Annotated in this window: 19 protein-coding genes; 9 read left to right on the top strand and 10 right to left on the bottom strand. The window is 71.9% G+C overall.

Features of this window, described 5'->3' with window-relative positions:
* Positions 1–33: 33 nt before the first annotated feature.
* Positions 34–1,251, top strand: coding sequence for an MFS transporter (locus FHS44_RS14895; protein WP_184714714.1), 1,218 nt, complete (start codon positions 34–36; stop codon positions 1,249–1,251).
* A 7-nt stretch (positions 1,252–1,258) separates the two neighbouring features.
* On the opposite strand, the gene FHS44_RS14890 is transcribed toward FHS44_RS14895, so the two are convergent.
* The gene (locus tag FHS44_RS14890; RefSeq protein WP_184714712.1) at positions 1,259–4,195 is read right to left on the bottom strand and encodes a KAP family P-loop NTPase fold protein; all 2,937 of its coding nucleotides are present in this window, start codon (positions 4,193–4,195) and stop codon (positions 1,259–1,261) included.
* Between the two features lie 199 nt (positions 4,196–4,394).
* Here FHS44_RS14890 and FHS44_RS14885 point away from each other — a divergent pair, with 199 nt between their 5' ends.
* Complete coding sequence (locus FHS44_RS14885; protein WP_184714710.1) at positions 4,395–5,465, top strand: alkaline phosphatase PhoX; 1,071 nt, start codon at positions 4,395–4,397, stop codon at positions 5,463–5,465.
* Between the two features lie 3 nt (positions 5,466–5,468).
* On the opposite strand, the gene FHS44_RS14880 is transcribed toward FHS44_RS14885, so the two are convergent.
* The 5 genes from FHS44_RS14880 to FHS44_RS14860 all read right to left on the bottom strand — a co-directional run bounded on the left by FHS44_RS14880 (position 5,469) and on the right by FHS44_RS14860 (position 10,192).
* Positions 5,469–6,242, bottom strand: a complete 774-nt coding sequence (locus FHS44_RS14880; protein ID WP_184714708.1) for an ABC transporter ATP-binding protein — start codon at positions 6,240–6,242, stop codon at positions 5,469–5,471.
* Positions 6,223–7,266 (bottom strand): taurine ABC transporter substrate-binding protein, encoded by a 1,044-nt coding sequence (locus FHS44_RS14875; protein ID WP_184714706.1) that lies wholly within the window; start codon positions 7,264–7,266, stop codon positions 6,223–6,225. Before FHS44_RS14875 ends, FHS44_RS14880 begins: the two co-directional genes overlap by 20 nt.
* Before the next feature lie 38 nt (positions 7,267–7,304).
* Positions 7,305–8,141, bottom strand: a complete 837-nt coding sequence (locus tag FHS44_RS14870; protein ID WP_184714704.1) for an ABC transporter permease — start codon at positions 8,139–8,141, stop codon at positions 7,305–7,307.
* A complete protein-coding gene (locus FHS44_RS14865; protein ID WP_184714702.1) occupies positions 8,138–9,220 on the bottom strand; it encodes an LLM class flavin-dependent oxidoreductase in 1,083 nt (360 codons plus the stop codon). The genes FHS44_RS14870 and FHS44_RS14865 overlap by 4 nt, the downstream gene beginning before the upstream one ends.
* A gap of 72 nt (positions 9,221–9,292) precedes the next feature.
* The gene (locus FHS44_RS14860) at positions 9,293–10,192 is read right to left on the bottom strand and encodes a bifunctional helix-turn-helix transcriptional regulator/GNAT family N-acetyltransferase (RefSeq protein ID WP_184714700.1); all 900 of its coding nucleotides are present in this window, start codon (positions 10,190–10,192) and stop codon (positions 9,293–9,295) included.
* A 186-nt stretch (positions 10,193–10,378) separates the two neighbouring features.
* Between FHS44_RS14860 and FHS44_RS14855 the strand changes: the two genes are divergently transcribed.
* Together FHS44_RS14855 and FHS44_RS14850 are read left to right on the top strand one after the other, a co-directional pair.
* The gene (locus FHS44_RS14855) at positions 10,379–11,332 is read left to right on the top strand and encodes a lactonase family protein (RefSeq protein WP_184714698.1); all 954 of its coding nucleotides are present in this window, start codon (positions 10,379–10,381) and stop codon (positions 11,330–11,332) included.
* Positions 11,333–11,442: 110 nt separating this feature from the next.
* Complete coding sequence (locus FHS44_RS14850; RefSeq protein WP_184714696.1) at positions 11,443–13,146, top strand: N,N-dimethylformamidase beta subunit family domain-containing protein; 1,704 nt, start codon at positions 11,443–11,445, stop codon at positions 13,144–13,146.
* Here the strand turns inward: FHS44_RS14850 and glpK are convergent.
* A complete protein-coding gene (gene glpK, locus FHS44_RS14845) occupies positions 13,112–14,593 on the bottom strand; it encodes a glycerol kinase GlpK (protein WP_184714694.1) in 1,482 nt (493 codons plus the stop codon). The genes FHS44_RS14850 and glpK overlap by 35 nt on opposite strands.
* Before the next feature lie 147 nt (positions 14,594–14,740).
* On the opposite strand from glpK, the gene FHS44_RS14840 reads away from it, so the two are divergent.
* The gene (locus tag FHS44_RS14840; RefSeq protein ID WP_184714692.1) at positions 14,741–15,766 is read left to right on the top strand and encodes a 6-phosphofructokinase; all 1,026 of its coding nucleotides are present in this window, start codon (positions 14,741–14,743) and stop codon (positions 15,764–15,766) included.
* A gap of 168 nt (positions 15,767–15,934) precedes the next feature.
* Here the strand turns inward: FHS44_RS14840 and FHS44_RS14835 are convergent, their stop codons facing one another.
* Complete coding sequence (locus tag FHS44_RS14835; protein WP_184714690.1) at positions 15,935–16,813, bottom strand: MHYT domain-containing protein; 879 nt, start codon at positions 16,811–16,813, stop codon at positions 15,935–15,937.
* Between the two features lie 121 nt (positions 16,814–16,934).
* Between FHS44_RS14835 and macS the strand changes: the two genes are divergently transcribed.
* The 3 genes from macS (at position 16,935) to thiI (ending at position 20,033) form a co-directional block, all read left to right on the top strand.
* Positions 16,935–18,047, top strand: coding sequence for a MacS family sensor histidine kinase (gene macS / locus FHS44_RS14830; protein WP_184714688.1), 1,113 nt, complete (start codon positions 16,935–16,937; stop codon positions 18,045–18,047).
* 18 nt (positions 18,048–18,065) lie between these two features.
* On the top strand, positions 18,066–18,704 hold the full coding sequence (locus FHS44_RS14825) for a response regulator (protein WP_221460869.1): 639 nt from the start codon (positions 18,066–18,068) through the stop codon (positions 18,702–18,704).
* Positions 18,705–18,830: 126 nt separating this feature from the next.
* Entirely contained in the window at positions 18,831–20,033 is a 1,203-nt protein-coding gene (thiI, locus tag FHS44_RS14820; RefSeq protein WP_184714684.1) for a tRNA uracil 4-sulfurtransferase ThiI, read from the top strand.
* Between the two features lie 3 nt (positions 20,034–20,036).
* Here thiI and FHS44_RS14815 read toward each other — a convergent pair whose 3' ends face one another.
* A complete protein-coding gene (locus tag FHS44_RS14815; RefSeq protein ID WP_184714681.1) occupies positions 20,037–20,321 on the bottom strand; it encodes a YiaA/YiaB family inner membrane protein in 285 nt (94 codons plus the stop codon).
* A 113-nt stretch (positions 20,322–20,434) separates the two neighbouring features.
* A complete protein-coding gene (aroF, locus tag FHS44_RS14810; protein ID WP_184714680.1) occupies positions 20,435–21,472 on the bottom strand; it encodes a 3-deoxy-7-phosphoheptulonate synthase in 1,038 nt (345 codons plus the stop codon).
* A 403-nt stretch (positions 21,473–21,875) separates the two neighbouring features.
* On the opposite strand from aroF, the gene FHS44_RS14805 reads away from it, so the two are divergent.
* Positions 21,876–22,493: a molybdopterin-dependent oxidoreductase gene (locus FHS44_RS14805; protein ID WP_184714678.1), complete on the top strand. Its 618-nt coding sequence runs from the start codon at positions 21,876–21,878 to the stop codon at positions 22,491–22,493.
* Positions 22,494–22,532: the final 39 nt, after the last annotated feature.

Below are 22,532 nucleotides of genomic sequence, written 5' to 3'. Positions count from 1 at the left end.
GTCTGAAAAGTGGGTTTCTGGCAGGGTGCCCGCGTGCTCACCCCCGTCGCGGCCCCCGCCCGCCTCTGGACCAGGAACTTCCGCCTCTACTTCGTCGCCCGCATCGTGTCGATGCTGGGCGACGCGATGTTCCCGGTCGCTCTCTCGGTCGCGATGCTCTCCCTCGGCTACGGGGTGAGCGGCGCCGGGTTCGCCCTGGCCGCCTGGATGGGGGCCTTCGCCCTCTTCGTGGTGTTCGGCGGCGTGCTGGCCGACCGGTTCCACCCCCGCCCGCTGATGATCGGCTCGGACGCGGCCCGGTTCCTGATCCAGGGCTCGCTCGCGCTCTACCTGGGGCTCGGTCACCCGCCGGTGTGGTTCATCATCGTCACCTCGGTGCTCGGCGGCATGGCGACCGCGATGTTCCAGCCGGGCGTCTCCAGCCTGGTGCCGCAGGTCGCCGCCGACCCGCAGCAGGCCAACGGGGTGCTGAAGGTGAGCGAGGGCCTGTCCACGATGGCCGGTCCCGCCATCGCCGGAACGCTCCTGGCCGTGACCTCCGCCGGGTGGGTGTTCGCCATCGACGCCGCGACCTTCGCCGTCAGCGGGATCTGCCTGGTCGCGCTGCGGCTGCCCGCCTTCGAGGTGGACCGGTCGGCCACGACCCTGCAGAACCTGCGTACCGGCTGGAAGGAGTTCCGCTCCCGGTCCTGGCTGTGGGGGGTCATCCTGATCTGGTGGGTGCTGGGGGTGTTCGTCTGGGGACCGATCACCCCGCTCGGCGCGGCCTCCATCATCACCGCGCACGGCAAGGCGGCGTTCGGCTTCGCCGAGGCGGCGTTCGGGGCGGGCTGCGTCCTGGGCGGCCTGGCCGCGCTCAGGCTGCGCCCCTCCCGCCCCCTGTTCGGCGGCGGCGTCGCGATGTTCCTCTTCCCGCTGATGCCGCTGGTGGCGGCGCTGGTCCCCTCCCTGCCGCTGCTCATGCTCGGGTACGGCGTCAGCGGTCTCGGCTGGGCGTTCTGGGGCGTCCAGTGGGCTACGACCGTGCAGACCCACATCCCCGCCGACCGGCTCAACCGGGTGGCGGCCTACGAGATCGCCGGGTCGATCCTGGCCGTCCCGTTCGGCCAGGCCATCGCCGGTCCCGCGAGCGCGCTGTTCGGCATCAGGGACATGCTGCTGGCCGCCGCCGTGATCGCCCTGGGCTGCGCCATGGCCCTCGTCGTCGCCTGGCCCATCCGCCGCCTGCCCCGGCTCGCGAGAAGGTCCTGAGTGCCGTTCAGAGCAGGTGGCGGGCCAGCCCGGCGATGGGGTGCGGGCGGGACAGCAGCCCCCGCAGGGCGCCCAGGTCGGTCTCGTCCCAGGTGCCACGGTCCGTCAGGCCCGCCCGCCGTACGGCAAGCTCCCAGGCGGCGTCGTCACCGGCGTCCGCCGCGCGTTCGAGGTTGTCGAGCGCGCTCGGCCCCTCCGCCTCGGTGACCAGCAGCGACAGCAGGTGCGGCCAGTTGACGGTCAGCGCCGCGAGCTTGGCGACCTCGGCGTCGGAGGAGGGCTCGGCCCCCGCCAGCGCCCTGCGGTAGGTCAGGAACGAGTAGAACCTGAAGACGTTCACGTAGCGCTTGATCTGCCGCGGGTTGGAGAACGTCAGCGCGGGCAGCACGAACTCGATCGCCCGGTAGGCGTTCTCGTCGCTGTAGAGGTCGTCGAAGACCCGGTCGGCGGCCTCGCGCGCCGCGGAGGACAGCCCGCCGATCGTGTCCCTGCTCTCGATGCCCAGCCTCTCCTGCGCCAGCCGCGCGGCCTCGTCGAGGGTCGTCGCCGTCGGCCGCAGCGCCCAGATCTCCTCCTCAAGACGGCTCACCTGGACCGGGTCAGGCGGCTCGGCCGGGTACGGCAGCGGCTCGGGGATCGGCAGATCGACGGGGGAGCGGGGCGGCGCGACATACGGCACCTGCCCTTCGGCCGGGTCGGGCACGCCGAGCAGGGCCCTGACGAAGGCGGGCAGCCGGTCGGCGTCGTCGAGCAACGGCACACTCAGCGGCAGTTGCACGATCTTCTCAAGGAAGCGCCACCCGAGCCCGGCCCCGTGGCCGGGACGCGTCTCCGTCAGGTCCCGGTAGGCGGCCTCCACGTGCGCGACGACCGCCTCCGGCTCCATCGCCAGCACGAAGACGCAGTTGGGGAACTCCCCGGCGAGGAACAGGTTGATGGCCTCGATGACCTGCGCGACCGTCCCCGGCGAGCACCGGTCGAGGTCGTCGACGAACACCACCAGGGGCCGCTCCTCGGTGGCGACCAGGTCGAGCACGTGCCGCATGTCCGTCTGCACCAAGTGCAGGAACCCCGTCCTCGACCGGTAGCCCATCTCGGGAAGGAGCCCGTCGGCCGCCTCCCTGGCCAGCACGTCGGGGCTGCGCACCAGCTCGGCGAAGGCGTTGTCCGCCGACTCGCCGAAGAAGCGCGCCAGCCGTACGGCTCCCGCCCCGAGCACGCCCGCCGAGCCCACGGTGCCGACGGCGGCGGCGACGAGACGGATCAGCTCCCCGGCGGCGGGCAGCAGCGCCGAGGCCGCCAGCAGCGCGCAGGTCATGACGAGCCCGGCGACCAGGCCGAGGGCCAGCGGCGCGAGCCGGGTCAGCGCCAGCCAATAGGCGCGCCGCCGTACCGCCTCACCGTCGATCCTGGCCAGGTTGAGCCGCAGCCAGAAGCGCTCCCGCTCCGCCCTCGGCAGCCGCTCGGTGACCTGGCCGATGATCTCGTGGGCGAGCCCGGCCCAGACCTGCTCGCCGTTCTGGTACATCCACGGGTTGAACCAGACGGTCGGGCGCCAGTCGGCCCGCCGTACGGGAAGGTCGCCGGGCACCGCGCGCGCCCCGCCCTCGCCGTCCCGCTCCCGCCGCCCGGCACGGGCCAGCACCTCGGCGTTGGTCGGTGTCCCGCCGACACCGGCGCCGGGAAGGTGGATCTCCACCGGGGCGCTTCCCGCCGCCCCCGGGTCCAGCAGGTCCTGGATCATCCGCATCAGGGAGGTCTTGCCCGCCCCCCACGGCCCCTTGACGCCGATGGTGAGCGGGGGACGCGTCTCCGGGTGCCTGACGAAGGCGGCCACGGCCTCCGCGTAGAGCCGGTGCCCGAGCTGGTCCTGCGTGGTCCACCGGTCGGCCGTCAGCCGCGCCCTGGGCGGTACGGCCCGCAGCCCCGCCCGTCTGCGGCGCAGCAGCGCGGAGGTCTGGGCGCGCTCGGCGGCCGTGAGGCGCGAGTAGCCGAAGGCCCGCACGTCCGGGTGGGAGAAGGTGGTGTGCTCGCCGAGCAGCCCCCACCGGCCGAGTTCCGAGGCGTCGCCGAAGACCTCCTCGACCGACTCGTCCTCGGCCAGCAGCGAGGCCCTGCGCAGCAACTGCCTGCCCGCCTCGCTCAGGTGCAGCTCGTAGACGCGCCTGACGACCTCGGGCCCCGACATGGGCGCCACGGCCCCGCCGAGCCTGGCCGCGGCCCGCGCGAGGGCCGCGGGGACCGTCGCCGACGTGTCGGGGGGACCGGTCAGCGGGACGCCCGCCACGGCGCCGTAGGCGATCAGGATGGGGACGCGGGCGGTGCGGGAGGCCGCGTAGTGGCCGAGCGCGTACGCGTGCAGCTCGCCGACGGTGATCACGCCGTCGCCGTCGAGGTCGGCGGCCCTGGTCGCCAGTCCCTCGGCGAGCACGTCCGTCAGGCTCCGCGCGGGTCCCCTGGGCGTCTCCCCGACCCGCAGCGTCAGCGTCAGGGCCGCCGCGGCCATCCTGGGCTCCCCGGCCACCGCGAGCTGCCGCACCGGGGAGGCCGTCCCCTCAAGGGCGCTCCAGCCGAAGTCGACGACCAGCAGCACGGCCGTGGCCAGCGACTCGCCGACCCGCCTGCCGAACGCGCCGATCATCGCGCCGAGCTGCCCCGGCGTCCAGCCGCCGTCGGAGGGCAGCCGGATCACCAGCAGGTCACCCTCCCGCGCCGAGTCGAGGAACTCCCACACCCGCTCGCCGTCCCGCTGCGCCCCTTGGCCGTGTTCGGCCTCCACGGCGAACCCCTCGGCGCGCAGCGCGCCCGCCAGCCGCGCGTCAGGACGCGGGAGGCCCTCCTGCAGGGAGGGCTCGGGCGTGTCGAGAAGGACCAGCGCCCTGCGGCCGCCCTCCGCGGGGACGGTCCCGGTCCTCAGATCGGCGAACGTGAGTCCCTCGCCCAACGGTGCCCCCCGGCCTGACGACGGTGTGATCTCCACTGTGGGGGTACGGGTGACGACGGCCCGGGACATCGGGCAGGGAACGCCCGGTTTTGGGAAACGCTTGCTCTCCGGTTTCCGCAAAGTTTGGGCGCGGGGAGTCGCCCTGTTCATGTGGGTCCGATCGACTGGCCGCCTACCGTGAAGGTGACGAGGAGGAGCGATGCTTCGCCGTACGTTCGTGAGCACCGGGGGCGTGGCTGCGGGAACGGCCTTCGCGGGACCCCTCGGATCCGGTGGCGGCCTGGCCGTGCTGTCCGGCCCCTACGGCCCTCCGGGGTCCCCTGACGCCAACGGGGTCGCGCTGCCCGACGGCTTCTCCAGCAGGGTCGTCGCCCGCACCGGCCACCGGGTCGGCGGGGTGCTCTGGCACCCGGCCCCCGGCGACGGCGCCTGCTTCCCCGACGGGGACGGCTGGATCTACGTGTCCAACTCGGAGATCCCGCTGCTCGGCGGCGCCACCGCCATCAGGTTCCGGCAGGACGGGAGCGTGTACGGCGCCTACCGGATCCTGTCGGGCACCGACCTCAACCGCGCCGGGACCGCGACCCCGTGGCGGACCTGGCTCTCGTGCGAGGAGACCGCGCGCGGCCAGGTCTTCGAGTGCGACCCGTACGGCGTGCGCGCCGCGATGCCGCGCCTGGCCATGGGCAGGTTTCGGCACGCGGGCGCGGTCTGCGACCCGGTCCGCAGGGTGGTCTACCTGACCGAGGACGAGCCGGACGGCTGCCTCTACCGGTTCGTGCCCTCCTGCTGGGGCGACCTGACGACCGGCAGGCTTGAGGTGCTGTGCGCCACGGGGGACGAGGGGCCGGTGACCTGGCGCCGGGTGCCCAACCCCGCCGCGCTGCTTGAGGCGACCCGCCACCAGGTGGAGACGGCCCACAGGTTCGACGGGGCGGGCACCTGCCACCACTCGGCCGGGGTGTTCCTGTTCAGCGGCGGGAACGACGGACGGATCTGGGCCTACGACGCCGAGCGGGAGTGGATCGAGACCGTCGGGACGGGCAACGCGGGGAACACCATGGAGCTCGCCCTGGTCGGCCCCGACCACACGGCGGCCCCCTTCCTGAGGGTCGAGGGACACCCCGGCTCGGAGATCACCGGCCCCGCCCTCTCCCCGGACGGCCGCCGCCTCTACTTCTCCTCCCAGCGCGGCCGAAGGGGCGACGCCGCAGGAACCGGCGGCCTCACCTACGAGGTCACCGGCCCCTTCTCGCGTCTGCCGCGCTGACGGTCACGCCGCCGAGGCGGCCAGCCGTACGACCTCCGTCAGCTCCTCGCGCAGCGCGGCGAAGGACTGTCCGCCGCGCGGCTGCTCCTCGTACGGCAGGCCCGAGGCGCGGTCGAAGACGACCCGGCCCGGCCTGCCGCTCAGCGCGAGCACCCGGGTGCCCAGATAGACCGCCTCGTCCACGCTGTGCGTGATGAAGACGACAGTGGTCCCGGCCCGCCGCCACAGCTCGCGCACCTCCTCCTGCATGCGCTCCCTGGTGAAGGCGTCGAGCGCGGCGAACGGCTCGTCCATCAGCAGCAGCGCGGGCCCGGGGGCCAGCGCGCGGGCGATGGCCGCCCGCTGCTGCATCCCTCCCGACAGCTCGTACGGCCTGGCCCGGCCGACGTCGCCGAGCCCGGTCAGTTCGAGCAGCTCGGTGACCCTGGCCTTCCGTTCCGCCTTCGGCAGGCCCCGCAGCCCGAAGCCCACGTTCCCGGCGACCGTCAGCCAGGGGAAGAGCCTGTGCTGCTGGAAGACGTAACCCCTCGCGGGGTCGGGACCGGTGACCGGCGTCCCCGAGGCGGTGATGCTCCCCGACGACGGCGCCGCGAAGCCCGCCACCAGCCGCAGCAGCGTGCTCTTGCCGCACCCGGAGGGCCCGACGACCGTGACGAACTCACCGGCGGCGATCTCCAGGTCGAGGGGGCCGAGGGCGGCGACCGTACCGCCCCGGCTCCGGTAGGAGTGCGAGACGCCCGCGAGCGCCAGCGCGGGCTCAGTTTCCGGGGAAGGCATCGGCCAGTTCCTGGGTGGCCAGGCCCTTCTGGAAGACGCCGAGGTCGGGCACCGCGTCCACCTTCTTCTGGGTCTTGAGGAACTCGGCGGCGCTGTGCAGGTTCTCCGCCAACTTCCCGGGGGCCGAGGGCGTGCCGAGATACTCGGCGGAGCGTTGCTCGGTGGCGTCGAGCAGCACGAGCTGACCGAGCTGGCGGGCCGCCTCGGCGGGGTCGAGGTTGAGCTGACGGCCGATCGCCGCCGCCGCGGCGTCCTTGTCGCTCCTGGCGAGCTTGACGGCGCGGTCCTGCTGCTGGAGCCAGGTCTGCAGGGCCTTGGGGTACTTGGTGGCGAACTCGTCGCGGACCACGGCCAGGTCGGCGGTCAGCTTGCCGCGCTGGGCGAGCTGCCTGCTGGTGACCAGCGTCGTGCCGCCGTTCTTCTGCAGTTCGGCCAGGTTGGGCGTCCAGACGTAGGCGGCGTCGATGTCGCCGCGCTGCCAGGCGGCCTGGATGTCCGGCGGCTCCATGTCGAGGATCTTCACGTCCGCCTCGGAGAGCCCGGCCTCGCTGAGCGCGGCCAGCAGGCTGTAGTGCGAGGTCGAGCTGAACGGCGTGGCGACCCGCTTGCCCGCCAGCCCCTTGACGTCGGTCACCCCACCACGCGCCACGAGCGCCTCGTTGTCGCCGATCACGTCGAAGATCCACGGCACCCGGTAGGGGATGTTCAGCGGCGCCGACAGGCCACGGGTGACCGGGCTGCTGCCCGCCAGGCCGATGTCGAGCGAACCGGCGATCACGGCGGTGTTGACGTCGCCGCCGGAGTCGAACTTGCTCCACACGATCTTGGTGTTGGGCAGCGCGGTCTCCAGCCACTTCTGGTCCTTGACGATCAGGTCGCCGTTGGGGATCAGCTGGTAGCCGATGCGCAGGGTCGCGGGGGAGCCGTCCGCGGCGGGCTTGGCCTCCGGCTCGCCGGAGCCGCACGCCGTCAGCGTCAGCGCGGCCGCCAGGAGCAGGGAGAACAGGGGGGTAGTGCGTCTCATCGGTGGTGCTCTCTCTCAGGGCCTCGTTCGGGCCTCGTTCAGGTACGGCCGCGCCACGGAACGAGGCGCCGGTCGAGCGTTTGCAGCAGGAAGTCGATGAGCAGGCCGGACAGCCCGATGACGAGGATGCCGAGCACCACCACGTCGGTCTGGTTGTAGCGCTGCGCGTCACGGACCATGCCGCCGATCCCGGGCACCCCGTTCACGGTCTCCGCGGCGACGACCGTGGTGTAGGCGACGCCGACGGCGACCCTGACACCCGTGACGATCTCGGGCAGCGCACTCGGCAGGACGACCCTGAGCGGCAGCTCGTGTCCCCGGGCGCCCAGGGAGCGGGCCGCGTTCAGGTAGTCCTCGTGCACGCCGCGCACCGCGTCCGCGGTGGCGACCGCGACGGGCGGGAGCGCGGCCAGCAGCAGGAGCCAGATCTTGGGCTCCTCGTCGATGCCGAACCAGATCACCAGGAGGCTGAGGTAGGCCAGCGGCGGCAGCGTCCGCACGAACGTCACCAGCGGCCCGAGCAGCGCCCGCAGCGTCGGGACCATGCCGATCAGCAGCCCCAGGACGACCCCGCCCGTCACGCCGTACAGGCAGCCGAGAAGGATGCGGCGCAGGCTGACGAGCAGGTGCTCCTGGAGGGTGTAGCCGCTGACGCCCTCGCCGGTCGTGCGCAGGAACTGCTCCCAGACGGCCGCGGGCTCCGGCACGAAGACCGGTGGCCAGACGCGCGCCATCGCCACGGCCTGCCAGATCGCGACCAGCGCGACGACCGCCCCGGCCCGCAGGGCGAGCGAGCGCCACAGGCTCGGCGCCCCGCTCCGCGCCGGGGCCTGCTCGCCGGTCGTGTTCTCCGAAGGAGCGGTGATCGTGCTCATGGCACGGGGACGGGAGCGGTCAGGCGGGGCAGGACGAAGTCGCCGACCCGCCAGGCCTCCTCCAGGTGCGGCCACCCGGACAGGATGAACTCGGACAGGCCGAGTGAGGCGTACCCGCGGATGCGCTCTGAGACCTCCGCGTAGCTGCCGACCAGAGCCGTGCCGGCGCCCTCGCGGACGAGTCCCACCCCCGCCCAGAGGTTGGGTGATATCTCGAGCGCATCCGCGGAACCCCCGTGGAGCCCGGCCATCCGGCTCTGGCCCACGGAGTCCATCCGGGCGAAGCGCGCCTGGGCGGCGGCGATCCGCTCGGGGTCCATGCCGTCGAGCAGGCGCCGGGCGCAGGCCCACGCCTCCTCGGAGGTGTCACGGGCGATGACGTGCAGCCGGATGCCGAAGCGGAGCTCACGGCCCGCCTCCGCGGCCAGCCGCCGCATCCTGGCGATCCGCTCACCGACCATCGCCGGGGGCTCGCCCCACATCAGGTAGACGTCGGCCTGGGCGGCGGCCACCCGTTCGGCGGCGGGGGAGGCCCCGCCGAAGTAGATCTCCGGGACGTCGGCCAGCGGCTTGGCCAGCCCGCCGCCCTCGACCCGGTAGTGCTCGCCCTCGTGGTCGAAGGGCCCGCCCTCCCACGTACGGCGGAGCACGCTCAGGAACTCCCCGGTGCGCGTGTAACGGGCGTCGTGGTCGAGGAAGTCGCCGTAGGCGCGCTGTTCGAGCGGGTCGCCACCGGTCACCACGTTGAGCAGCAGCCGTCCGCCGCTGATCTCCTGGAAGGTCTGCGCCTGCTGGGCGAGCAGGGTCGGCAGCGTGAACCCCGGCCTGAAGGCGACCAGCAGCCTGAGCCGCTCGGTCCGCGCGGCGACCGCGCCGCACACCACGAGAGGGTCCATGCAGCCCGCCCCGACGGGGGTCAGCACGGCGTCGAAGCCGGACGCCTCGGCGGCCCCGGCCACCTGGGTCAGGTAGCCGAGCGTCGCGGGACGGTCCGCCGCCGTCCCCGCCGCGACCGTGGTCGTGGCGGGCCTGACGTGGTGACCGTCACCGGTGGTCGGCAGGAACCAGTGGAACCGCACCGTCGCCGCCCCCTTCCTCGTGGTTGCTCAGATACTAACCAGATAATACCTATCAAGATAGAAGGAATTACCCTACAGGTCCATGATCCAGGTCTCCTCGACGACGCCGCCCATGGTGTGCTCCTCGACCCGCTCGAAGCCTGCCGTCCGGTAGATCCGCCGCGCGTCGGTCAGCACGTCCCTGGTGTAGAGCATGATCCGCCGGTAGCCCGTCTTCCCCGCGAAGCGCAGGCACTCCTCGATGAGTCGCCTGCCGATGCCCATCCCCCTGGCGGACGGCTCGACCAGCAACAGCCTGAGCTGGGCCGTCTCGTCGTCCCTGCGGACGCAGAAGACACAGCCGACCCGGTCGCCGTCGATCTCCGCGATCCACGACGCCTCCCGCCGGGGGTCGTACTTCTCCGCGTAGTCGGCCACGAGCCTGGCGACCCTGGCCTCGAAGCACAGGCCCCAGCCGTACTCCTGGCTGTAGAGCACCCCGTGCCGCTGCACGACCCAGCCGAGATCCCCTGTCCTGGGCGGACGGATGACGTACGGCGCCGCGCTCCTGTTCCTGGAGAGGATCTCCCTGACCGTCGCCATGCTCGCGGCCAGCCGCTCCCGCTCCTCCTCCGTCAGCCCCTCAAGCAGGTCGCGCACCTGGGCGGCCGAGCGCTCGTCGACGTTGGTGAACGCGATCCTGCCCGCCTCGGTCAGCGCGACGATCTGCCGCCTGGCGTCGGCGGGCGAACGCTCGCGGATGACCAGCCCGTCGGTCTCGAAGCGCCCCAGCATCCGGCTGAGGTAGCCGGAGTCGAGTTCGAGCAGCCGCCGCAGCTCGCCGGTCTCCATACGGTCCCGCAGGTTGAGCTCGCACAGGACCCTCACCTCCGTGAGGGAGTAGGGGGTGTTGACCATGTCCCGGTGGAGAGCGCCGATGACCTCGTTGTAGAAGTGGTTGAACGCGCGGATCCGCGCGACGAGGTTCTCCATGGTTGACACGATCAACTTTCCCGTTGTCCAGGTCAATGAAGGCCCCCGCGCGGGGCATGGGTGAACACGGCGGGATCCGGGAAAAGGAGGGTGCCCGGGGGGTGGGACACTGCGCTAAGTTCGCAGACTGGCCGAGAACGGTTGAAGATTTTCGGGCGGCGCGCCGTCCGACCCAGGGACGGGAGCATGATGGCTGAGGTCGCGTACATCGGCGGATACACCCCCGACACCGGAGGAACCGGCACGGGGATCACCGTGGTCGAGCTGGGCAGCCTCACCAGGCTCGGCACCACGCCCGCGAGCGGGCCGTCGTTCCTCGCGGTCCACCCCCGGCTCCCGGTGCTCTACACCGTGGGAGAGAGCGAGCGCGGCACGGTCGGCGTCTACGCCCTCGGCGAGGGAGCCCCCACCCCCCTGGGCCAGCGCCCCAGCGGCGGCTCATCCCCCTGTCACCTGGCCGTCGATCCGACGGGGCGCCTGCTGGCGGTCGCCAACTACGGCGACGGCACGGTGAGCGTGCACCACGTCAGCCAGGCGGGCCTGCTGACCGAGCTGTGCTCCTTCCCCTACCGGAAGGGCTCCCACGCCCACCAGGCCGTCTTCGGCCCCGACGGCGTGCTCCACGTGCCCGACCTGGGCGCCGACGAGGTGCGCCGCTACCTCACAGACCCCGCCGACGACAGGGTCGTGCCCCACCCCGAAGGTCCGGTACGGCTGGCGCCGGGCATGGGGCCCCGGCACATGACCCGCTTCGCGGACCGCTGGTACGTGGTCGGGGAGCTCGACGGCACCGTGCGCGTCTACGACGACGCCTGGAACGAGCTCGTGGCGGCCCCGGCCAGCTCGGCGCCCGGCACGAACTACCCCTCGCACCTGGAGGTCGCCGGAGGCTTCCTCTACGTCGCCAACCGGGGACCCGACACCGTCTCCGTCCTCTCCCCCCACACCCTGGAGCCGGTCGCCGAGGTCGCCTGCGGTGGATCGTGGCCCAGGCACTTCGCCATCGCCGACGACCGGCTGTACGTGGCCAACCAGCGCTCCGACGGCGTGGCCGTACTGGTGCTCAAGGACGGCATCCCGCAGCCGGACCCGGTGGTCTTCGCCACCGGAACCCCTTCATGCGTGCTCACCCTGCCCTGAGAGCCCCGCTGGGGTCGTGAGGCGCGCGAGGACCAAGATCCGGCCAAGTCCCCGGACAGCCACGGACGGGCCTCCCCGGTGAGAACGGTGCCGGTGATCATGCTGGGGCCATGTTCCGAGCGTTCACTCATCTGACGGTCACGCTGGCCGTGACCATCACGGCCGCGGCGGTCGCCGGGTGCGCCCCGGCGACCGGCACCGTGGCCGTCGCCCCCGGCGCCACCCTGGACGGTGGAGCGCGGCCCGTCGCCGCGACCCTGCCCGTCACGGCGCCCCAGGAGGATCCCAACACCACCGAGGCCGAGAACGCGAAACCGGGCGACCCGCACTGGCAGGCCACCCCCAGGGGCGGCGAGCACGAGATCGAGGGCTACGCCGACAAGGTGAGCGTGCTGCCCGGCGAGACCTTCAGGCTGCGGGTGTCCACCACGGCCGCCCACTACACCGCGACCGCCTTCAGGATGGGCTGGTACGGCGGCGCCGGGGCCAGGAAGGTCTGGGAGTCGCCCAAGCTGCCCGGGATCGTCCAGGAGCCCGCCAGGACGGTTCCCGAGACCCGCATGGTCACCGCCGTCCACTGGAAGCCCGGCCCCGCCGTCGAGACCGCGGACTGGCCCGAGGGCTCCTACCTGATCCGGCTCGAAGCCTCCACCGGCGCCAGGAGGTTCGTCCCCATCACCGTCAGGTCGGCCTCGACCGAGGGCCGCCTGGTCGTCGTCAACGGGGTCACCACCTGGCAGGCGTACAACCTCTGGGGCGGGCGCAGCCTCTACCTCGGCCCCGGCGGCTTCGAGGACAGGTCCACGGCCGTCAGCTTCGACCGGCCCTACGACACCTCGGGCGCCAGACTCTTCCTCGACATGGAGCGCCCCGCGATCGAGGTCGCCGAGAAGAGCGGTGTCCCGCTGGCCTACATCACCAACCTCGAACTTGAGGACGACCCGCACATCCTCGACGGCGCCAGGGGACTCGTCTCCCTCGGGCACGACGAGTACTGGTCGGTCGGCATGCGCCGTACGGTCGAGGCCGCCCGCGACCGCGGCGTCAACCTCGCCTTCCTCGGCGCGAACGCCGTCTACTGGCGCATCCGCTTCGCCTCCACCCCGCTGGGCCACAACCGTATGGTGATCTGCCACAAGGACGGCCGGGTGGACCCGACCACCGACCGCTGGCGGGTGACGGAGCCGGAGAGCTCACTGACCGGCCCGATGTATACCTGTTTCCCGGCGGAGGCGACCTACGTGGTCCACACCCCCGACAGTTGGGTCTTCGAGGGCACCGGCGTACGGCGCGGCACCTCCTTCCCCGGCCTGGCGGGGGTGGAGACCGACGAGGTGCTGCCGACCATGCCGCTGCCACGACCCATGGAGGTTCTGTCCATATCCCCTGTCGACTGCAGCGGACGGCCGACGACCGCGCACACCGCCTACTACAACGCGCCGAGCGGCGCGGGCGTGTTCAGCACGGGCACGATGCGCTGGGTCTGCGCGATGCGCGGCTCCGCCTGCGGCCACGGCGTCACCGACCGGGCCGCGCTCTTCGTCCGCGCCGCCACGACGAACGTGCTGAAGGTCTTCGCCGAGGGCCCCGCCGCCCTCACGCACCCGGCCAGGGACAACCTCGCCGCCCTGGGCCTGAGCCCGCTGCAGCGGGTCAGGGGCCACGTCCAGGACCGCGCCCGCGACGCTGCCAAGAGCCGCGTGCCCATGGGCCGCTGGAAGCGTCAGCGGGCCGGGCACCGTCCCGTGGCGCGCGGCGCCCGCCACGACCGGCACCGGGTCAAGCCCAGGAACGGGCACGGCCGACGGCCTTGAGCCATCGGGCGTAGCTCTCCTCGACAGCCTTCTCGTCCCGCCCGCCGGGCTCGAAGCGCCGGTCCAGGGTCCAGGTCTCGCGCAGCTCGTCCGCGCACGACCAGACACCGGTGCCGAGCCCGGCGAGGAAGGCCGCCCCGAGCGCGGTGGTCTCCTGGATCGCGGGCCGCTCGACCGGCACGCCGAGCTGGGCGGCCTGCGTTTCCATGAGCAGGTCGTTGCCGCTGGCCCCGCCGTCCGCCTTCAGCACGGGCATCCGCAGGCCCGCCGCGCCCGTCATGACCTCGACGACGTCGCGCACCTCGAACGCGATCGCCTCAAGCGTCGCCCTGGCCAGATGGGCGGCGGTCGTGCCCCGGGTGAGGCCGAGGATCGCGCCCCGCGCGTCCGGGTCCCAGTACGGCGCGCCCAGCCCGGTCAGCGCGGGCACGAAGACCACGCCGCCGCTGTCGGGGACCGTACGGGCCAGCGCCTCCGACTCCGCGGCCTGGCCGATCAGCCCGAGCCCGTCGCGCAGCCACTGCACGGCGGCCCCGGTGACGAAGATCGAGCCCTCAAGGGCGTAGGTGATCTCCCCGGAGGGCGCCTGCCACGCCACCGTCGTCAGCAGCCCCCCGCCGGGCCGTACCGGCTCGCTCCCGGTGTTGATCAGCACGAACGACCCCGTGCCGTAGGTGCACTTGACGTCGCCGGGGGAGAAGCACGCCTGACCGAACAGCGCCGCCTGCTGGTCGCCCGCCATGCCGCCGATCGGCAGGGCCAGGCCGAGGAAGGCGTCGGGGTCGGTCACCCCGATCTCCCCGTGGTTGGGCACGATCTCCGGCAGAGCCTCGCGCGGCACCCCGAACAGCCCGCACAGCTCCGCCGACCAGCCGCCCGCCTCCAGGTCGTACAGCAGCGTGCGCGAGGCGTTCGAGGCGTCGGTCACGTGCCGGGCCCCACCGGTCAGCCGCGCCACCAGATAGGAGTCGACGGTGCCCACGACGGCCTCGCCGGACAGCACCCGCGCCCAGGTGCCGGGGTCGTTCTCGGCCAGCCAGGTGAGCTTCGTCGCGGTGAAGTAGGGGTCGAGCCGCAGCCCGGTCAACTCGCTGACGCGCGGCTCGTGCCCGGCCTCGCGCAGCCGCGCGCAGATCGCCGAACCGCGGCGGTCCTGCCAGACGATCGCCGGGCGCGGCGCGTCGAGGGTGTCCGAATCCCACACCACCGCGGTCTCGCGCTGGTTGGTGATCCCCACACAGCTCGGCCTCGCCCCCGCCCCCTCCAACGCCGTACGGCAGGCCGCCAGGGTGGCCCGCCAGATTTCCCCGGGATCGTGTTCGACCCGGCCGGGTTCGGGGAAGTACTGGGGGAACTCCTGGTAGCCACGGGAGTCGACGCGGCCGTCCTCGGTCACGACCAGCGCGGTGACCCCGGTCGTCCCGGCGTCGATGGCGAGAACCGACATATGAGGGACTCCTTCGTTTTGGTCTAGACCATTGGCTTGTCGACAGGCAGAATGCCTTGCGTCGGCGTCCGAAAATCCCTCGATCGCCGGCCGCGTCACCCCATTAAAGTCTGGCCGCTTGCCTCGGAACCACCACCGGAGGATGCCATGCGTATTGGAGTGCTTACCGGGGGCGGCGACTGCCCCGGCCTCAACGCCGTTATCCGCGCCGTCGTGCGCAAGGGCGTGAGTGTCTACGGCCACGAGTTCGTCGGCTTCCGCGACGGGTGGCGAGGGCCACTCGAAGGCGAGACCATGCCCCTGGACGTCCAGGCGGTCCGTGGCATCCTGCCGCGCGGCGGGACGATCCTCGGCTCGTCGCGGACCAACCCGATCAAGATCGACGGCGGTGTCGAGAGGATCAAGGACAACCTGGTCGCCACCGGGGTCGACGCGCTGATCGCCATCGGCGGCGAGGACACCCTCGGCGTGGCCAAGCAGCTCTTCGACAAGGACGTCAACGTCGTCGGCGTGCCCAAGACCATCGACAACGACCTCAACGCCACCGACTACACCTTCGGCTTCGACACCGCGGTCAACATCGCCACCGAGGCGATCGACCGGCTGCACACCACCGCCGAGTCCCATCATCGCGCCCTGATCTGCGAGGTCATGGGCCGTCACGCGGGCTGGATCGCCCTGCACGCGGGCATGGCGGGCGGGGCGAACGTCATCCTCATCCCGGAGAAGCCCTTCGACATCGACCGGGTCTGCGCCTACGTGGAGTCACGGTTCAAGACCCGCTACGCGCCGATCATCGTGGTCGCCGAGGGGGCGCACCCGATCGAGGGACAGATGGCCCTGCAGGCCGGTGAGCTCGACGCCTTCGGGCACGTCCGCCTCGGCGGCATTGGCGAGACGCTGGCCAAGGAGATCGAGAAGCGCACCGGCAAGGAGGCCAGGACCACGGTCCTCGGCCACATCCAGCGCGGCGGCACGCCGACGGCCTTCGACCGGGTGCTGGCGACCCGGTTCGGGCTGCACGCCATCGACGCGGTGAACGAGGGCCGCTTCGGGACCATGGTCGCGCTGCGCGGCACGGACGTCGTCACGGTCGGCCTCGACGAGGCCACCAAGGAGCTGAAGACCGTGCCGGTCAGTCGTTACGAGGAGGCCGAGGTCTTCTTCGGCTGACAGGCCGGACAGGCGTCGGCGGCCGGGTGCCGCCGACGCCCTGTATCTGCTTGCAAACGTTCTGCAACCCCCGGGCCGTAACGTGGGGTCGCGGATGAGCGACGATCCGTCACCCCTCCATGTGCGGCTTGCGCCTCAGCGGCGGCCTGACCGGGCGCAAGCCGTACATCACCTCTCGCGGGCGTCGAACAGCGAGGGGGGCCGCCGCTCCGCGGAGGCGGGCGGCGCGGTGGGAGCGGCGGGGGTGGCGGAGGTCGCGGCGTGGCGCGCGGCGGTGCGGCGGTTCTCCAGGTGGGCCAGCAGCTCGGCGTCGGCGCGCATCTCCTGCTCCGAGGGCGCCAGGATGGCGGCGAGCAGCAGACCGAGGGTCAGCAGGCTGACCACCGCCAGGATCGGCAGCATGAAGTCGATGCCGCGGGCCCCCTCGACGGGCGTCAGGGAGATGCGGGGGTGCACCTCCATCGCGAACATCCCGACGTAGTGCATGCCGCACACCGCGATACCCATGATGAGGGCCGCGCCCGCCGTGGCGAGCGTCCCACCCGTCCTGAGGCTGAACCACAGCGCCACGGTCGAGGCGACGATCGCGATGACGACCGACAGGGCGATCAGCGTCACGTCGTAGTAGACGGCCGCCGACATGTTCATCGCGAACACCCCGAGATAGTGCATCCCGGCCACACCGAGGCCGGTGATCGTGCCGCTGAGCAGCAGCCAGGCGGGCCTGTCGCCCCTTGAGGAGACCAGGAAGAGGCCGACGCCGACGACCACGACCGCCAGCAGCATGGAGCCGGTCGTCAGGAGCACGTCGTAGCGGATGGGGTTGCCGCCGACCGTGAAGCCCATCATGGCGACGAAGTGCATGACCCAGATACCGGTGCCCCCGATGGAGAGGGCGCCGCCGACCAGCCAGCGCGCCCGCGCGGGACCGGTTGTCGCCCGTGCCCTGGCGGTGAGCGCCAGGCCCAGCATGCACCCGATGGTCGAGACGATGTAGGCCGCGATGGGGGTGACCAGGCCATATGAGAAGTGGTCTACGTGGGACATGTTCCAATTTCTGAGTCAGTGGGTGATTTGTTGGATTATGACAGTTGATGGTCGTTGTGCGTAAAAGGGGGGTTTTCTAGGAGGGAAAGAGCGGGACGTACGGGGCGGTAGGGTCGGGGGCGTGACGGGGATCGAGGGTCCGTTCTGGCGGGTCATCGCGGTCTTCCGCGTCGCGTCCCTGGTCTACGCGATCGTCCTGCTGCTGCGCGCGGGCGGTTACGCCCACCCGATGACCGGCTGGCTGGTGATCGGCCTCATGGCGCTGTGGACCGCGGCCACGACCTACGCCTACTCCTCGCCCGAGCTGCGCGGCCGTACGCTCCTGGCCGTCGACATGCTCGTGACGCTCGTCTGCCTGCTGGCCACCCCGTTGGTCCAGGGCGTCTACCGGACGGGCAGCCTGCCGGTCACCGGCACCTGGATGGGCGGCGCGGTGCTGGCGTGGGGCGTGTACGGCGGGCGCCGCGCCGGGGCCGTGGCCGCGCTGGTCGTCTCGATGGCCGACCTGTGGCTGCACGACCTGGGCGGACCGGGCGTCGGATTCGAGAACCTGCCGATCAACGGAAGCGTGCTGCTCTTCCTCGCCGGGGTCCTGGTCGGCCACGTCGCCCAGCTCGCCAGACGGGCCGAGGCGCGCCTGCAACGGGCCATCGAGATCGAGGCGGCCGGACGCGAGCGCGACAGGATCGCCAGGGACATCCACGACTCGGTGCTGCAGGTGCTCGCGCTGGTCCAGCGTAGGGGCCAGGAGATCGGGGGAGAGGCGGCCGAGCTGGGCAGGCTCGCGGGCGAGCAGGAGGCCGCGCTGCGCGAGCTGGTCAGGCTCCGCCCAGAGCCGCCCCGCGACGGCGTCGCCGACCTGCGCGCCCTGCTCCAGGCGTACGGCTCGGCCTCGGTGACCGTCTCCGTCCCCGCGACCCCGCTGACCCTGCCCGAGGCCGTCGCCCGGCAGTTGGCCGCCGCGGTCGGCGCCGCCCTGGACAACGTGGCCGGGCACTGCGGCCCGCACGCCCCCGCCTGGGTCTTCGCCGAGAGCGACGACGGCCTGGTCACCGTCACCGTCAGGGACGAGGGGCCGGGCATCCCCGAGGGACGCCTTGAGGAGGCCGCGGCGGCCGGGCGGCTCGGCGTCGCCCAGTCCATCAGGGGCCGCCTCGCCGACCTCGGCGGCACGGTCACGATCATGTCGTCACCGGGCGAGGGGACCGAGATCGAGATGTCCGTTCCCGTCTAAGGTGGGCGGATGCGCGTGATGGTGGTTGACGACCACCCGATGTGGCGGGACGGGGTGGCCAGGGACCTCACCGAGGCGGGATACGAGGTCGTGGCGACGGTAGGCGAGGGAGGGCAGGCCCTTCGGGCCGCGGCCGCGGTCAGGCCGGAGCTGGTCGTCCTCGACCTGCGGCTGCCCGACCTGTCCGGGGTGGAGGTGGCCAGAAGGCTCGCGGCCCACGACCCCCAGCCCCGGATCCTGGTGCTGTCGGCCAGCGGCGAGCAGGAGGACGTGCTTGAGGCCGTCAAGGCAGGCGCATCCGGATATTTGCTGAAATCGGCGAGTCGGCAGGAGTTCCTGGACGCGGTCCGCCGTACCGCGCAGGGCGACGCGGTGTTCACCCCCGGCCTGGCCGGGCTCGTGCTAGGGGAGTACCGCAGGCTGGCCGCCCAGCCGGTCCCCGCAGACGGTCCCCGCCTGACCGAGCGGGAGACGCAGGTGCTCCGCCTGGTCGCCAAGGGACTGTCCTACCGGCAGATCGCCGAGCGTCTGGTCCTGTCGCACAGAACCGTGCAGAACCACGTCCAGAACACGCTGAACAAGCTTCAGCTGCACAACCGGGCACAGCTGATCCGCTACGCCATCGAGCAGGGGCTCGACGGTCCCGGGGGCGACTAAAGTGAGTTGTCTTTATCGGGGAACGCGCGACACTTGGCGTTGTGGCGTGGTCCCGAGGGTTCCCGCCGCGTGACGGCGGTGCCGTGCACCCATGTTTCCCCTCGAAGTTCCACCGGAGGTTGCGCCATGACGATGTCGGCCTTGGGCGAGCCCTGCGTTCTGCTCAAACTGGGCGAGGTCGTCCTCAAGGGAAACAACCGCGAGCTCTTCGAACGCCGCCTGCAGAGCAACATCAAGGCCTCGGTCAAGGACCTGGACTTCAAGGTGGACCTGCGGCAGCGCCACGGGGTCATCGCGCTCTTCCTGCCGGAGGGCTCGGGGGTCGAACGCGCCGACGTGGTCGCCGAACGCGTCTCGAACGTGCCCGGCCTGGTCTGGATCCACCGCGCGTGGCGGGTCGCCAAGGACCCCGCCGCGGTCACCAAGGCGGCCATCGAACTGCTCGCCGACCGCGAGGACGTACGGCGGGGCGTCTCCTTCGCGGTCCGCTCGCGCCGCCGCGACAAGCGCTTCCCGCTGACCTCGATGCAGCTCGACCGGTCCGTCGGCGGCGAGCTGAACGACATCTACGGCCTGCCGGTCGACCTGAAGAACCCGCAGCTCGTGGTCTCCATCGAGGTCGACCGCGACGAGATCTTCGTCTTCACCGGCGGGCAGCCGGGCCAGGGCGGCCTTCCTGTCGGCACCAGCGGCAGGGGGCTGGTGCTGATGTCCGGCGGCATCGACTCCCCGGTCGCGGCCTACCGGATGATGCGCCGGGGCCTGCGGGTGGACTTCCTGCACTTCTCCGGCATCCCCTTCACCACCTCGGAGTCGATCTACAAGGCGTACGCCCTGGCCAGGGCGCTGGACAAGTTCCAGGGCGGGTCCCGGCTGTGGGTCGTGCCCTTCGGCAAGGCCCAGCAGTCCATCAAGGCCTCCGGCCAGGACCGGCTCGCGGTCATCTCCCAGCGGCGCCTGATGCTCAAGACCGCAGAGGAGGTCGCCCGCCGCCTCAGGGCCGGGGCGCTGATCACCGGCGACTCGCTGGGGCAGGTCTCCTCCCAGACGCTGCAGAACATCACCGCCCAGGACGACGCGGTCGACATGCCGATCCTGCGCCCGCTCATCGGCCTCGACAAGACCGAGATCATGGCGGAGGCCCGCCGGATCGGCACCCTGCAGATCTCCGAGCTGCCCGACGAGGACTGCTGCACGCTCCTGGCGCCCCGCAGGGCGGAGACCGCCGCCAAGATCGCCGATCTGAAGCAGATCGAGCGACGCCTGGACGCCGAGGAGCTGGCCGTACAGCTTGCCGGGTCCCTGCAGGAGTACAAGCTGCAGGTGTGAGGCTCAGACGGGCTTGAAGGGGTCGTGCTCGGTCAGGAGCTTCTCCAGCCGTGCCCGGTCGACGCGGCTGGTGACGTCGGTCAGCTCCTGGCGGTCGCGCACGCACTTGGCCAGGGTGAAGGCCGAGGTGACGACGTACAGGACGCCGATGCCGAGGAAGGCGCGGACCCAGGCCTCGACCGGGAGATAGGCGACGCCGATGGCGACCGCCGAGACGGAGACGCAGAAGGACAGGACCGACTGGATGTAGAAGGCGCCGGTGTGCCGGGGCTGGATCGTCTTGGTCATGTCTCCACGATCCCGGCCTCGGGGGGCGCCGCGCGTGGGCGTTCCTACTCAGTTACCGGTGAGTACGATGCTACTGACGGGTACGGCCCGCGGGCCGTACCCGTCGATGATCGTCAGGCGGTGGCGAGGGCGTCGCCGGTTGCGGTCTTGCCGAGCAGCGGAGGCAGGCGGCGCATCACCTCGGACAGCTCGTCGAGGTCCCCCTGGACCAGCGCCTGCGGGCCGTCACACAGGGCCAGTTCGGGCTGCGGGTGGACGTCGATGATCACACCGTCCGCGCCGACGGCGATGGCCGCCCTGGTCAGCGGGAGCACCAGGTCACGCCGTCCGCCCGAGTGGGACGGGTCGATGATGACCGGCAGGTGGGAAAGGCGCTGGGCCATCGGCACCGCGGAGACGTCGAGGGTGTTGCGGGTGGCCGTCTCGAAGGTGCGGATGCCCCGTTCGCACAGCACGATGTCGAGGTTGCCGCGCTGGGCGATGTACTCGGCCGCCATCAGCCACTCCTCGATGGTGGCGTTCATGCCGCGCTTGAGCATGACCGGCTTGCCGATCCCGCCGACCGCCTGCAGCAGCGCGAAGTTCTGCGCGTTGCGGGTGCCGACCTGCAGCATGTCCGCGTAGGAGGCGACGAGCTCCACGTCGTGGGCGTCCACGACCTCGGTCACGATGGGCAGCCCGGTCTCCTCACGCACGTCGGCCAGGATGCGCAGGCCCGCCTCGCCCAGCCCCTGGAAGGCGTAGGGGGAGGTGCGGGGCTTGTAGGCGCCGCCCCGCAGCAGGGTCGCCCCCGCGGCCTTGGCCATCAACGCGGCGTCGAGCGTCTGCTGCGGCGTCTCGACCGCGCACGGGCCCGCGATCAGGGTGACCAGACCCGGGCCGATCGGCACCCCGCCGACCCTGACCGTGGAGCGCTCGGGGTGGTTGTCCCGGCTGACGAGCTTGTAGGGGGCCGTCACCCTCATCACCTCGGCGACCCCGCGCATGCCCTTCAGGTTGAGCGTGCCGAACTGCTCCACGTCCCCGACGAGGCCGATGATCGTACGGCTGACGCCACGGCTGACGAAGGCGTCGCCGCCCGCGCTGCCGATGATCTCCACGATCGCCTCGATGTCGCCCTGTGTCGCCTCGGGGCCCATGACGATGACCATTTCTCTCCTTCGTTGATCCGGGGGATTCGCCGATCAGGTGGAAGAGCCGGGAAAGACGAAAGGCCCCGGGTCCGTTGTCCGGACCCGGGGCCTTCACGTTCGCCAGGCTGTCTAGCGCAGCATCTGGAGGCGAACGGTCCAACCCACGGGTCCGTCGCCATACCAAAACCAGAACGCAGTACGCATCGCGGGCAATAGTAGCGCACCGCCGGAACACCCTGACGGGCGGGCGGGTGACCATGGCGGACCCGTGAACGCCGGGTGACGTCGGGGAGCGTTAGCGGGTGGCCGCCGTAGGAGCGACACGTGCGCGGTGGCAGGATTGCCCCGTGTGACCGGGGCGCGACGGCATCGCCCCGTGTGACGGGGGCGCGACGGCGAGGGGAGTGACGAGGGAGTGACGGTGGAGCAGCCCGAACCTGCGGGGGAGGACGCGCGCCTGCCTCCCGGGCAGTACGTCCCCCGGGGACATCCGGTGATCCACTACGGGAGGGTGCCCACCTTCCGGCCCGCCTCCTGGCGGCTGCAGGTCATGGGGGCGACCGCCTCGGGGGAGCCGCACAGCTTCACCTGGCCCCAGTTCTCCGAGCTGCCCCGCACCAGCGTCATCGCGGACTTCCACTGCGTCACCAAGTTCTCGATCATGGGCAACGAGTGGTGCGGCGTCTCGGCCGCCACGCTGATGGAGCTGGTCCCCCCGGCCCCCGAGGTCAGGCACGTCATGATCTGGGCGGAGTACGGCTACAGCGCCAACGTGCGGATGAGCGACTTCGCCCACGACCACACGCTGTTCGCCCTCGAACTGGACGAGAAGCCGATCGCCCCGGAGCGCGGCTTCCCCGTCCGCGCCGTGGTGCCCCACCTCTACGCCTGGAAGAGCGTCAAGTGGGTGCGCGCCGTCGAGTATCTCGTCGAGGACAGGCGTGGCTTCTGGGAGGAGCGCGGTTACCACAACGTCGCCGATCCGTGGCGGGAGCAGCGCTACTCCTATCAGGAGGAACCGGGTGAAGGGCCGCCGTGATCGGCGTTCTTGCCTGATTGACAGGCGGGTTTGACTACG

The sequence above is a fragment of the Streptosporangium saharense genome, assembly GCF_014203715.1.
Taxonomy (GTDB): domain Bacteria; phylum Actinomycetota; class Actinomycetes; order Streptosporangiales; family Streptosporangiaceae; genus Streptosporangium; species Streptosporangium saharense.
Note: the sequence above shows the minus strand (reverse complement) of the source record. Positions and strands in the feature narration are given on the sequence as shown.